A 12,756-nucleotide genomic window follows, 5' to 3' on the forward strand; every position below is an offset into this window, starting at 1 on the left:
CCACGATCATCAGTAGAACCTGCTACATGTGCGCGGCTGTTCTTGCTCTTGCCACGCTGCTTGTCGTTCCCTTCCTCTCCCTGACCGCACCTGAGCCGACACCCGGTGATCACAGCGCGCAGCCTTCGTTCCCCGAAGTCTTTCTGCTGGACCACGCACTCGCGATCCTGTCCCTGACTCTGCTCTCGCTGGGTGCGCGCATCGCCTCACCCCGGCTCGCCAACGCGCTTGCCATCCGGCCCATTCACAAGAGGACGGACGCCCCGCCCAGCAGCATGCCGTTGCGGATTGTGGGGAGCGCCCTGATCTGGCTCAGCGTCTGCCTCTTGATCATGGGATTCCAGATGTCCGTGGTCACTTTGCACACCGCCTTCATATGGCTGGTCAACCTCGGCCTGGCGTTCTGCGCTTTCCCGGTCTTCTTCGCAGGATGGGCGGTGCTCGACGCAGCCAGACGCCCGACGAAGGCTGCTTCACGAGCAGCCTCCATGGCCGGCTGGACGTTGCATGCGGTCTGCTGGCTCTTCAGGGTGATCGGCGCCGCAGTGGCCGCCCTCTATGTGCTCTCGACTGCGATCACCTGGGTTCGGCCAGGCGCCGACCGCCCCTCATTCTTCATCGCTCTTGCCTTCTACATGTCAATCGCGGTCGCCGGCGCGATGCTCTTCCGTCTAGGGACGATCGCCAGGCATGCCGCCCGGCGTCACTTCGGACTGGCCACACCAATGACCTCGAGGGCCCTGCACGGGACCCAACAGTTCCGGGCGAGGTTTCTCCAGGTCACAAGCGTCGTGATGGGTGTGATCGGCACCACCGTGACCTTGGGGGGCTTACGTCTCACACTGGGTGACCTTGTGAGGCTTGCATCATCTGCGCGTGACCGTCCCTCTCCTCACGCACTTCTTCTCGACATCGCGATCGCGTGCCTCGGCGGCGCGGTCATCTGGACGGCACTGACCGCTCGGCGAGCTGCCCGGCGATCACTCGGGCTGGACGCGCCTGTGGCCAGCCTGGCACCTCTTCCCCGAAGGCGTCGGGTCCATGGCTGGGCACTGCGGACAGCAGGCTGGGTGATGCGTCTCGGGGGCGCCGTGGTCCTCGTTCTCGCATTCCTGGGACTGAGGTTGGTAGGCAGCATCCCGGAACGGCCAGGGTATGACGGGCCGCCGTGGTACGTCCTTCTCGTCGCGTTCCTCATGGTCGGAATCGCCGGTGCCGCCGTTATCCGATTCGCCGCCATCCCGGCGATGGCGGGGAATCGGTATCTGGCCAACATCATCACTTCGCCGGCCGACATGTCCGAAGGCTCGTACGTCCTCTATCTTCGCCCGTTCTCTCAGGACGCCGGCGCATCCGCACTCACGCCTCGTCACGGCAACCTGAACTTCTTCAACAACCCTGCCACGTGGATCGCGCAGTCGAACCGCAGTCACGAGGAGCGCCTCAGTGCCGTGTTCTCCGAATTCGGGCCACTGCTGGCAGTCGGCAGCCCGGGTGAGCAGGTGCCGGGCGGCGCAGGGGCGTCGCGCATGTACCTGCCGATCGACGACTGGAAGGGCACTGTCGGCAGACTCATCGAGAACGCCGGACTGATCGTCCTGGGAACCGGCCCCGGGCCGGGAACGCTGTGGGAGTACACCGAGGTGCTCCGCCGAAGTCATCCCACGCGACTCATCCTCCTGGTGACGGACCCCGTCGAGTACCGGCGCTTTAAGGCATCGAGCATCGCAGAGGCGGAAGGCGTGTTGTACGAACTCAAGGCCCGCTACGGCGAATCGTGGGATACTCCTCTTCTGCCTGAACTGCCGAACTACGCATCTTCGCGCGCCGACCGGGCATTCTGGTTCAAGTCCATGGTCTACTTCACCGAAGACTGCGAACCGCACATGGTTTCTCTGAACACATCGACGGTGAGCGGAAATTTCCGGGTGGACAACGCAGCCGCCAAGAGGCAACTGAGTCCCCTCTTGGAGCAGTTACGAAACAGCGGACCAGGCGGACCACCCACAGTGTCGGGGCAGAAGTGATGACAGAGAATTCACGGCAGGGTGCGGCGTTCGGTCAGGCGGATCCAGTAGTCCCTGAACAGCCGAACCTCATGGTGGCACTGTCGCAGACGCCGGACACCAGAAGGGATCGGGAAGTAATCACCAGCTACACACTGGCGGTTGAGACGGCCGATCGCGTCTCGGCCCGACGCGGCGCCACCAACAGCTTCTTCCTGGGCATCCAGACCACATTGTTGGCCGCTGTCGGTCGGCCTGACCGACTCCACTGTTCACAACGTCAGCTGGTACGCAGCTCTGTCCGTCACCTTGGCCGGTTGCACCATCTCCGCTTCCCGGTGGCTGCAGTTGCGCAGTTACCAACTCCTCAACCAGGCCAAGTTCGAAGTCATCAACAAGCTGGAGGAGCAACTGCCCGCCCAGATCTACACCGACGAGTGGACGAGCCTGAAGCAGGTTCGGAGATCGCGTCGGTTCAGGTATCTCGAGTTGGGCACAACAGAGCGGTTTGTCCCCCTGCTCCTGGCGGCACTGCATGTCCTGCGCTTCGTGGGAAGACTCAGCGGGTGACCACCTACCTCACCGAGGCAGCCGAACTCATCCGGAGCCTGCTTCCTCCCACGGCAAGGCCGCCGGGCGACGACCAGTCGTTGTTCCTCGGGTACGCGGTGCTCATGCGGGCCAAGGGCACGCGGACGACCACCTCCGACGTCCACGACGCCTGGGTGGCATGGATGCCGGGCCGCGGCCACGACCACCGCGCATTGGTGCCCTTCGAGGACCTCTCCGCCGATGTCCAGGCGCTGGATCAGGCATATGCCGACGCTATTCATGCCGCTGCCCGCCGGTACGAAATCGACGCCAAACATCTGTGAACGTGCGGGAGAACCCTTCTCTCCCAGCCGCCGGACAGGCCCGGATCAGCCCCGTAATCCGCAAGTCGACCGTCAACCGTCGACCGTCGACCGAGTGGTGGCACTGGACCTTCGGCGACAGGTACTGGGCGCTGCAGACCAAGCAGTCGGCCGCTCTCTACGGCCCCGTCGAACTGCCGTAACACCACCCCCTTTTCATGAGCAAGGAGCGATCTGTGGGATACACCCGGGCCGACTGGTCCGAGCACTACAGCGACGGGCGCGGCTTCCGGCCGCTCGGGGACGAGGAGAGGGGCCTGCTCGTCGAGCACGCCCCGGCTCCCGGGGGCGGCCGCGCGCTCGACGCCTGCTGCGGGACGGGCGAGATGGCCGCGTACCTCGCCTCGCTCGGGTACACCGTCGACGCCGCCGACTTCGCCGAAGGCGCCCTGGAACGGGCCCGCCAGGAGCACCCCGGAGTGGAGGGGGTGCGCTGGCTGTGTCTGGACATCGAGCACGACGACCTGGCCGGCCTTGCCGACGACGGCTACGACCTGATCGCCCTGCGGCTCTCCGTCGCCTTCATCCGCGATCGCTCCCGGGTGCTGCGCCGTCTGGCCGCGCGGCTGCGCACAGGCGGGGCGCTCGTCGTCATCACGCCGGTCGCGGAGCACACTCCCCAGGAGCGGCGCCACATCGCGCTGGATGAGGACGAACTCACCACGCTCACCGATGGGTTCGACAGCGTCGAGCGCTTCGACGCGGAGGGCCTGGCGGTGCTGGTTCTGCGCGGGCCGGGCGGGTCGTTCAGCGGAGAAGAGAAGCTGCGGCCCGACCCGCAGGCGATCCTCGGTGCTGCGGTGGTGGTCACCGACGCGTTCGGGCGGGTCCTGTTGGGCCGCTCGACCCGGGGCATGTGGGAGCTGCCCGGGGGCCGGATCGAGACCGGTGAAGCCGCCTCGGCCGCTGCCGTGCGGGAACTGGAGGAGGAGAGCGGACTGACGGCGTGCGAGGCGGACGCTCATGTCGTCACCGTGCTCCACGACGATCGCCTGGACGTGCGCCGTGTCACCCCCGTGGTCCGCGTGACCCGCTGAGGCGGTGAACTGGGTCTGCCCGAGCCGCACCGCTTCCTGCGCTGGGAGTGGCACGATCTGCACACCCTGGCCACCCTCGGGAGAATCTTCGCGCCCAGCGCGCAGGCACTGACCGCGGTGTGGCCCGGGGTGCTGCCCGGGCTGCCGCCTGTCCACTCCTATACGTGCGACACCGCTGCCCCGCCGGTGCCCGGTGAGCCGGCGGAAGCCGCACGGCTGCGCGAACGGATGGCGGACACCGTGATCGGCAAGGACTGGGCTCCCTCCCCGCGGGTGCAGGCCGCGCTGCGCGAGGTCCCACGGCACCGCTTCGTCCCCGAGGCCCCGCTGGAGAAGGCCTATCACGACGACCTCGCCGTGGTGACGGTCCGGGAGTCGCCCGAGACCGCGCTCAGCTCCGTCTCGGCCGCCTGGCTGCAGGCCGACATGGCCGAGCAACTCCGGCTGGAGCCGGGGATGACCGTGCTGGAAGTCGGGTCGGGCGGGTACAACGCGGAGCTGCTCGCGCACATTGTCGGCGAACGCGGCAGGGTGGTGACTGTAGACGTCGACCCGTACGTGGTGCACCGCACTCGGCGGCTGTGCGCGGAAGCCGGCAGCGGCCGGGTCACCGCCATCCTCGGCGACGGCGGACTCGCCGCGCCCGGCCACGTCCCCGCCGACGGGTTCGACGGTGTGATGATCACGCATAACGCGGCCGACATCGCTCCGGCCTGGCGGGAACAACTCGCCGAGGGGGCCCGGTTGGTCGTGCCGTTGGAGATGGGAGGCTACACCCGCTCCCTCACTCTGGTCCGGCGCGGCGACGTGCTGCACTGCGAGCACTGGACGTACTGCGGCTTCGTGCGGGACCGCGGTGCCGCCGCTCGTACAGCCCCAGCCGTGCGTCTGGCCGACGGCGCAGTCACGGTCCGGTGGGAGGACGGGGCGCCCGGCGATACCGCCGGGCTCGACCAGGCTCTGCTCCGGCCTCGGTATGAGCTCTCCACCGGCCTCGTCGTCCGAGGAATCTTCAACTTCGAGACATTGCAGGTCTACGCCGCGACCACGTTGCGCGGGTTCTGCCGGCTGACTGCGCCTAAGAGGTCCACGCTCGTGGCGCAGCAGGACGCGGCAGCGATCCTGGCGAACGGCTCCCTCGCCTACCTGACCTACAGGCAGGTCAAGGACGCCCCGAAGCCGGCCGACCGTCTCACCGAGTTCTTCATCCACGCCTACGGCCCAGCTGCCGAGGGCCTGGCGGAGCACTTCGCTGAGTGCGTCCGCGTCTGGGACCGCGAGGTGCGCGAGAGCGGCTATCCGCCGATGACCGTCCACCCGGCCAGAACCCCCGACGACCGGCTGCCGCCCGGCGATGTGCTCGACAAGCCCAGCTCGAGACTCGTCCTCCAGTGGCCGGGCCGAACCCCCGCCGCCGCGCAGCACCTGCTCACGGCGGGCGGACAGCGTGCCTGACTCCAACGAGCTGATCCCCGCGAAGCCAGTGACATCCTCCGCTGGTCCGTCCCTGCTCGGCGTGTTCGCCCATCCCGACGACGAGAGCCTCCTCGCCGGTGGCGTGCTCGCCCAGCACGCTGCCTCGCACGTGCACACTGCTGTGGTCACCATGACGTGGTCGCCCGACAGCCCGCGCGCGGTCGAGCTCGCCGACGCGTTGCACGTACTGGGCGCGGGCACCCCGCGGATGCTCGGGTATGGCGACGCCCGCAAGCCGCAGGCGGCCCCTGGCCGTCCCCGGCGGCTTCAGCCTCGACGACCCACATGGCATCGAGCCCGTCGGGCACTCCTTTCGCAAGGACGCCGTGCCCTGGGTGTCCATCACCCTCGCTCCCGACCCGCTCCGTCCCCTAGCCGCACAGCGCCCCGCTCTCTGGGCCGCGCGAGGGGTCACACCGACCGAACTGACCGCTCCGACCAGTCCACATGATCGCTGACTGGCCCAGGCGGGGAACCCTGGTGAACAGCGTCGCGCGCGAACGATCACTGGCCGGGCAGAGGCTTTGCCGATCTGGAAGCCCGCGCCGACACGCTGTCCGTACACATTGCAATCACCATAGCCACGCCCTCTGCCCAAGGCCGACCCTCATCCCGACTGTGGGACGGTGCCGCTGCACGGGCAACCGCGTCCGGGTCCGTCCCGCCAAGCTCGCAAAACACACCAATGCCATGCACCACGAACGCAACAGACGGGAGCAGGAATGAATCCCCCCGCGCACAGTGGCACGGCCGCCGTACCCGAGCAGCCGAAAATGTCCCAGGAGGACTACGCCCGATCACGTCACTCTGTCTGGTTGAGCGCAGCGGCGGTGTTCACGGACGAGCTCGGTCGTGTCCTGCTGGTCAAGCCGACCTATCGCAGGCAGTGGCTGCTCCCGGGTGGCGGTGTCGAGCCGGGTGAAAGCCCCGAAGAGGCCTGCCGTCGCGAAGTACACGAAGAACTCGGACTGATGAGGACGTCCGGGAGGGTGCTGGCCGTAAACTGGCTCGCCCCTGGACATCCGGACGTCGCCCCAGACCTGCCTTTCCCAGGCGAGGTGCGCTACGTGCTGGACGGCGGGACCCTGACCGAGCCGGACATCGCCGCCCTCCGCCTGCCCGCAGACGAGCTGCACGGATACGAGTTCCTCGACTCCCGGGCAGCGGCCGAGCGAATGATCCCCGTGGACGCACAGATCATGCTGGCCGCGCTGCGCGCCCGCCTGGCCGGCACGACCGCCCACCTCGAAGGCGGCCGCCACGTCGGGGCAGTGCCACCACTGGACCTGCACCAGGTACACACACGCCCCCGGGACGGACGCCAGTGGCCCTGGCACCCCGACCGCGTCCCCGACCAACTCCCAGTCCCCCAAGCCTGGGGCTGGCTCTTCGCACCCGACGGCCGAGTCGTCCTGGTCATCGACCCCGCTGAACCGCTGGCCACGTTGCCCGGCGGCACGGTCGAGCCCACAGATGCGTCCCCGGAGGCCGCGCTGGCACGCAAGGCCGCCGAAGAAGCCCAGTTGACCCTGGCCCCGGGAAAGACCGAACGGCTGGGATGGGTTTACGACGCCACCGGTGATGTCTACGGCGGCATCGGCGAATGCGCGCGGCTACGACTGGCCGCGCCGATCACAGCGGTCGGCCCAGCCGCGATCGACCCTGCCACCGGCCGACAGTTCGCCCGGCTCCTGGCCGCACCCGAGCAGGCCGCCGCCCTGCTCGGCTGGGGCGATCAGGGCTACCAACAGGCAGCCCGAGCCGCCCACCTGGCCCGCAAACAATGGGGCATCCCGCTCGCAGCACCGTCCCCCATCACGGAACTCCCCGCTGAGGGAATCGCGTGTTGATTCCTCCCCTCCCTGAAGCCGCCGGGCCGCTGGATATCGCCGCCGGGTCAGGTGCGGTTGATCCGCTTGAACATCTCCTTGCCCGCTTCGCGGGCGGCGGTCAGGTTGTCCTCGGTCTCGATGAGCTTGCGCCTGAGGTCGTCCCGTTCGGCGCGTATCTCATCGCGTTTAGGGTGAGCCGTTCCACGGCCGCCAGGAGCTCGTTGACCCGTTCGGTCAGCTCCTTGGTGCCGACCTGGTCGAGTTGGGCTCCCAGAGAGCGCTGGACAGCTTTCTTGAGGCGGTCGAGCTCCTCGCGCAGGGCCGTCGGCACCGGCCGCACCGCTGCCGACGGCGGGCATCGGGCCGTACCGACACGACCACACACTGTTCGTTCTCATCGATCCGAACGCCCTGGACCACGGTGTTCTCCGCCGTCACGGTCCGCTTCCATATGCTGAAGACAGACACGCCGTTTCTCTGCTTGATCAAACTTGAGCCCAGACACCTCAAGGATCACAGGAAGCGGCGTGTTTCACGTATCGGCCCAGGCCACAGGCACACCCACACGCGATCGCGACTGCCTCCGTCCGAGCTCGGACCGGGGGTTCTCCCTACCCCGCATCGTCCTGGTCCGGCATCTCCGGCCTGGAGAAGAAGCCGTACGTCGTGCCGGGTTCGTCGGGGTGCATGAACGAGCCGTCACGGATTCGTCGGCCTGGACCAACAGCGATGCCCGGCCTCCCTCCTAGGGTCGAACTGGAGACCAGCAGGTGCTCCAGTGCGTCCTCGACGAGGAGACGAAGGCATGCAGACACTTTTGCGTGGCGGCCGTGTCATTGATCCGGGAACAGGGTTCGACGGCATCGCCGACGTCCTCGTGTCCGACGGCATGGTCGGCGCCGTCGCAGCAGGGCTCGACGCGCCACCGGGATGCGCGGTCGTCGACGTCACGGGTTTGGTCGTCGGTCCGGGGTTCGTCGACCTGCACAGCCACGTGCACTCCATCGCCGGGCAGCGGCTGCAGGCCATGGACGGCGTGACGACGGCCCTCGACCTGGAAGCGGGCCTCATGCCCATCGGGCGTGCGTACGCCGAGGCCGCCGCGGCCGGACGCCCGCTGCACTACGGCTTCTCCGCTTCGTGGGGTGGTGCCCGGGCCCAGGTGCTCGCCGGCATCCAGCCCGACGCACAGATCGGGAGCGGCCTCGCGGTGCTCGGCAACCGCGCATGGCAGCGCTCCTCCACCGATCGTGAACTCGCCGAGTGGTTGGCCCTGATCGAGGGGGAGCTGAGCGCCGGAGCGCTCGGCATCGGAGTCCTCCTCGGGTACGCGCCCCACAGTGAGCCTGCCGAGTTCCTCGCTGTCGCCCGCCTTGCCGCGAAGGCCGGCGTGCCGACGTACACCCACGTCCGCGAGCTGGTCGAGGTGGATCCCGGCACTCCGGCAGACGGCTCCGAGGAGATCGTCATCGCCGCGGCCGAGACCGGCGCCGCCATGCATCACTGCCACGTCAACAGCACTTCGGGCCACCACATCGACCGGGTACTCGGCGCATTGGACGGTTCACGGCGGTCGGGATCCCGGGTGACGGTCGAGGCCTACCCGTACGGGGCCGGCAGCACGGCGATCGGAGCGGCCTTCCTCGACGCCGAGCACCTGCGGATGAAGGGCCTGTCCCCGTCGAGCGTCGTGATGCTCGAATCGGGGGAGCGCATCGCCGACGAGGGGCGCCTGCGGCAGTTGCGGAACAGCGACCCCGGGGCGCCCTGCGTTCTGGAGTTCCTCGACGAGGGCAACCCGCGCGAGCTCGCGATGCTGCACCAGGCGCTGGCCTTTCCGGACGCGATTGTCGCCAGTGACGCGATGCCCGTCTTCTGGCCCGACGGCAGCAGCGACAGCACGGAGTGGCCCCTGCCGACCGGGGGAACGACGCATCCGCGCACCGCGGGAACGTTCACCAAGACGCTGCGCGTGATGGTGCGGGAGAGCGGTGCCTGGGACTGGCCGGAGGCGTTCCGGCGGTGTGCCCACCTGCCGGCGCGAGTCCTCGACGAGGTGGCGCCGGGCGCTCGGGCGAAGGGACACCTCGGGGTCGGCGCGGACGCGGACATCGTCGTACTCGACCCCGTGGCGATCACCGATTGCGCGACCTACTTCGACCCCACGCGGCCCTCTGTGGGCGTGCGGCACTTGTTTGTCGGTGGTGTCCCGGTGGTCAGTGCGGGGCAGCTGCAGGTCGACGCGCTTCCCGGACAGCCGCTGCGAGGTGAGCCGCGATGACGGCGACGCGCGCCGAAGCGGCGGTGGAGGCCCTCGTCGCGGACATCGAGACCCTGGTGCGGTGCGAGTCGCCGTCGTCCGATCACGAAGCCGTCGCCCGCAGCGCAGACGTCGTGGCGGCACTGGGGCGCAGGCTGCTGGACACGGAACCGGATCGCGTGGTGATCGACGGGTGCACGCACCTGAGGTGGCGGTTCGGCGAGGCACCGCGTGTGCTGCTGCTCGGACACCACGACACGGTGTGGCCCACCGGATCGCTGGAGACACACCCGTATTCCCTCCGGGACGGAGTGCTGCGCGGGCCGGGCTGCTTCGACATGAAGGCGGGTGTCGTGATGGCGCTGCACGCCGCCGCTGCCGCCGGGAACCGGTCGGGTCTTTCGATCCTTTTCACCGGTGACGAGGAGATCGGCTCGCCGTCGTCGCGGCGGCTGATCGAGGAAGAAGCTCGCGGCTGCGACGCGGTGTTCGTGTTGGAGGCGTCGGCAGGCGGCGGAGCGTTGAAGTGCCGCCGCAAAGGCGCCTCCCTGTACCGGATCGAAGTGGACGGCCGGGCCGCGCACGCCGGGCTCGAACCGGAGAAGGGGGTGAACGCCGGGGTGGAGGCGGCGCACCAGATCCTCGCAGTCGCGGCACTGGCCGACGCCGAGCGGGGCACGACCGTCGTGCCGACGGCCCTCTCCGCCGGCACCACGACCAACACGGTTCCCGCCCATGCCGGCGTGGCGGTCGACGTACGTGTGTGGGACGAGGCGGAGCAGTGGCGGGTCGACCGGGCCGTGCGGGACCTCCGCCCCGTACTCGAGGGCTCGCGGATCCGGATCTCGGGTGGCATCAACCGCCCGCCGCTGCAGGCGGACGCGTCGTCGGGGCTGTTCGACCTCGCTGCGACGGTCGCCGGCGAACTCGGCCTCGGAGCGCTCACTGCCGCCGCTGTCGGTGGTGCCTCGGACGGGAACTTCACCGCCGGCCTCGGGATCCCCACCCTCGACGGCCTCGGCGCTGTGGGCGGCGGTGCGCACGCGGACGACGAACACATCGTCGTCGCCGAACTGCCACGGCGCACCGCCCTGCTCACCGCCCTGATCGACGCCGTGCTGGCGAAGTGAACTCTGTGCGCTACGACGAACGCGGCGGACAACCCGGGTGCGGCACCACGGTGACCGGCCCGGTAAGCCCGGAAAGGACAGTCCCGTGACAGATCTTGCGACACCTGAGTCAGGTCTGGTTTCCCCAGCCGTGAGCGCAGCCGCGCCGGCCGCCGCGACCGCTGCTGCCGCCGCCTCACGTGTGGAAATCCGGGACCTGACCGAGGTGTCCGACCTCACCGATGTCTGCCGGCTCTTCGCATCGATCTGGCAGCCGGGCGCCGGCGCCCAACCGGTGACGGCAGAGCTGCTGCGGGCGATGGCCGCGGCGGGAAACTATGTCGCGGGCGCGTATGAGGGGGACGAGCTTCTGGGAGCCTGTTTCGGCTTCTTCGGCAGCCCGGCCAAGGCGAGCCTGCACAGCCACATCGCCGGCGTTGCACCGCGAGGGCTCGGGCGGGGGATCGGATTCGCCCTCAAACTGCACCAGCGCGCCTGGGCGTTGCGCCAGGACATCTCGCTGGTCACCTGGACGTTCGATCCCCTGGTGCGGCGGAACGCGTATTTCAACCTGGCCAAACTCGGCGCCGGCCCGGCGCGCTACCTGCCCGACTTCTACGGGCCGATGCGCGACGGCATCAACGGCGCTGGTGACACCGACCGGCTGATGGTCCGTTGGGAGCTTGCCGGCCCGGCTGCGTCCGCCGCTTCGCTCGGTGGGGATGCCCGAGTCGACGCCGCCGCGCTGCGACAGCGCGGTGCGGCAGCCGCGCTGTCGGTCGCACCCGACGGGGGCCCGCTGACCGCCGGGACCGACGGGCCGCTCGTGCTGGTCGCCGTGCCGCCCGACATCGAGACACTCCGGCGCACGGACCCGGATCAGGGCCAGGCGTGGCGCGTCGCACTGCGGGAGGTGTTGGGAGGCCTGATGGCGGAGGAAGCCAGGGTCATCGGATTCGATCGTGCCGGCTGGTACGTGGTCTCAAGGGAGAAGTCATCATGAAGCCCAGCGGTGTGGAACTTCTGCGCGTCCAGATGCCTTTGGTGGCACCGTTCCGGACGTCGTTCGGTACCCAAAACGTACGGGAACTGCTGCTCATACGAGTCGTGACGCCGAACGGCGAGGGCTGGGGCGAGTGCGTCACGATGGGAGAGCCGCTCTACTCCTCGGAATACGTCGACGGGGCCGAGCACGTGCTGCGGAACTTCCTGGTCCCGGCCCTGATGGAGGGCGAGGTCACCGCGAGCCGCGTCGCGCCCCGGCTGGCCAGGTTCAAGGGTCACCGGATGGCGAAGGCCGCACTCGAAATGGCCGTGCTCGACGCTGAACTCCGAGCACACGACCTGTCCTTCGCCACCGCGCTCGGGTCCACCCGGGACTTGGTGCCGTGCGGGGTTTCGGTCGGCATCATGGACTCCGTCCCACAACTCCTGGACGTCGTAGGCGGCTATCTCGACGCCGGCTACGTGCGGATCAAGCTGAAGATCGAACCCGGTTGGGACGTCGAGCCGGTGCGAGCGGTGAGGGAGCGCTTCGGCGACGATGTGCTGCTGCAGGTCGACGCCAACACGGCGTACACGCTGTCCGACGTGTCCCAGCTCGCCCGTCTGGACCCCTTCGAGCTCCTCCTCATCGAGCAGCCCCTGGACGAGGAGGACCTCCTGGGCCACGCCGAGCTGGCCCGTCGCATCCGCACGCCGATCTGCCTCGACGAGTCGATCGTGTCAGCCCGTTCCGCTGCCGACGCGATCACGCTGGGCGCCTGTCGCATCGTGAACATCAAGCCGGGCCGGGTCGGTGGTTACCTTGAGGCACGGCGGGTGCATGACGTCTGCGCCGCCCACGGGATCCCCGTGTGGTGCGGTGGCATGATCGAGACTGGGCTCGGGCGGGCGGCCAACGTCGCGCTCGCCTCGCTGCCCGGGTTCACCCTGCCCGGCGACACCTCGGCGTCGGACCGGTTCTACCGGACCGACATCACTGAACCGTTCGTCCTGAAGGACGGACACCTGCCCGTGCCCCAGGGGCCGGGTCTCGGCGTCACCCCGATTCCCGACCTGCTGGCGGAGGTCACCACCTCGACGGTGTGGCTCGGTTCGTAGCACGCGACGAATTCGCCGT

The 12,756-nt window shown here is 68.9% G+C and carries 10 protein-coding genes and 3 pseudogenes; all 13 read left to right on the forward strand.

The window, feature by feature from the left end; genetic code table 11:
* The first annotated feature begins 26 nt into the window (after positions 1-26).
* The 13 genes and pseudogenes from ACZ7L9_RS22045 (at position 27) to menC (ending at position 12,737) form a co-directional block, all read left to right on the forward strand.
* Entirely contained in the window at positions 27-2,027 is a 2,001-nt protein-coding gene (locus ACZ7L9_RS22045; protein WP_471417247.1) for a hypothetical protein, read from the forward strand.
* Positions 2,027-2,245, forward strand: a pseudogene (locus ACZ7L9_RS22050) (hypothetical protein); the annotation flags it as partial. The gene ACZ7L9_RS22045 and the pseudogene ACZ7L9_RS22050, both read left to right, overlap by 1 nt.
* Positions 2,169-2,576, forward strand: a complete 408-nt coding sequence (locus ACZ7L9_RS22055) for a RipA family octameric membrane protein (protein WP_471417248.1) — start codon at positions 2,169-2,171, stop codon at positions 2,574-2,576. The pseudogene ACZ7L9_RS22050 and the gene ACZ7L9_RS22055, both read left to right, overlap by 77 nt.
* The gene (locus tag ACZ7L9_RS22060) at positions 2,573-2,881 is read left to right on the forward strand and encodes a DUF7701 domain-containing protein (protein WP_471417321.1); all 309 of its coding nucleotides are present in this window, start codon (positions 2,573-2,575) and stop codon (positions 2,879-2,881) included. Before ACZ7L9_RS22055 ends, ACZ7L9_RS22060 begins: the two co-directional genes overlap by 4 nt.
* 89 nt (positions 2,882-2,970) lie before the next feature.
* Positions 2,971-3,063: pseudogene (locus ACZ7L9_RS22065) on the forward strand (M15 family metallopeptidase); the annotation flags it as partial.
* 33 nt (positions 3,064-3,096) lie between these two features.
* Entirely contained in the window at positions 3,097-3,957 is an 861-nt protein-coding gene (locus ACZ7L9_RS22070; protein ID WP_471417249.1) for a bifunctional class I SAM-dependent methyltransferase/NUDIX hydrolase, read from the forward strand.
* 186 nt (positions 3,958-4,143) lie between these two features.
* The gene (fxlM, locus tag ACZ7L9_RS22075) at positions 4,144-5,412 is read left to right on the forward strand and encodes a methyltransferase, FxLD system (protein ID WP_471417250.1); all 1,269 of its coding nucleotides are present in this window, start codon (positions 4,144-4,146) and stop codon (positions 5,410-5,412) included.
* Positions 5,405-5,695: pseudogene (locus ACZ7L9_RS22080) on the forward strand (PIG-L deacetylase family protein); the annotation flags it as partial. The gene fxlM and the pseudogene ACZ7L9_RS22080, both read left to right, overlap by 8 nt.
* Before the next feature lie 553 nt (positions 5,696-6,248).
* Entirely contained in the window at positions 6,249-7,283 is a 1,035-nt protein-coding gene (locus ACZ7L9_RS22085; RefSeq protein WP_471417251.1) for an NUDIX hydrolase, read from the forward strand.
* 787 nt (positions 7,284-8,070) lie between these two features.
* Positions 8,071-9,546 carry an amidohydrolase family protein gene (locus tag ACZ7L9_RS22090; RefSeq protein WP_471417252.1) on the forward strand — a complete coding sequence of 492 codons (1,476 nt, stop codon included), beginning with the start codon at positions 8,071-8,073 and terminating at the stop codon, positions 9,544-9,546.
* Entirely contained in the window at positions 9,543-10,655 is a 1,113-nt protein-coding gene (locus tag ACZ7L9_RS22095) for a M20 family metallopeptidase (protein ID WP_471417253.1), read from the forward strand. Before ACZ7L9_RS22090 ends, ACZ7L9_RS22095 begins: the two co-directional genes overlap by 4 nt.
* Positions 10,656-10,785: 130 nt before the next feature.
* Positions 10,786-11,637, forward strand: coding sequence for a GNAT family N-acetyltransferase (locus tag ACZ7L9_RS22100; RefSeq protein ID WP_471417254.1), 852 nt, complete (start codon positions 10,786-10,788; stop codon positions 11,635-11,637).
* Positions 11,634-12,737 (forward strand): o-succinylbenzoate synthase, encoded by a 1,104-nt coding sequence (gene menC, locus ACZ7L9_RS22105; protein ID WP_471417255.1) that lies wholly within the window; start codon positions 11,634-11,636, stop codon positions 12,735-12,737. The genes ACZ7L9_RS22100 and menC overlap by 4 nt, the downstream gene beginning before the upstream one ends.
* Positions 12,738-12,756: the final 19 nt, after the last annotated feature.

The organism is Streptomyces sp. NPDC111516 (genome assembly GCF_055635345.1).

Excerpts from the sequence above, each read along its gene's own strand:
- ACZ7L9_RS22090 (WP_471417252.1), top strand. The coding sequence starts at position 8,071 with ATGCAGACACTTTTGCGTGGCGGCCGTGTCATTGATCCGGGAACAGGG.
- ACZ7L9_RS22095 (WP_471417253.1), top strand. The coding sequence starts at position 9,543 with ATGACGGCGACGCGCGCCGAAGCGGCGGTGGAGGCCCTCGTCGCGGAC.
- menC (WP_471417255.1), top strand. The coding sequence starts at position 11,634 with ATGAAGCCCAGCGGTGTGGAACTTCTGCGCGTCCAGATGCCTTTGGTG.
- ACZ7L9_RS22045 (WP_471417247.1), top strand. The coding sequence starts at position 27 with ATGTGCGCGGCTGTTCTTGCTCTTGCCACGCTGCTTGTCGTTCCCTTC.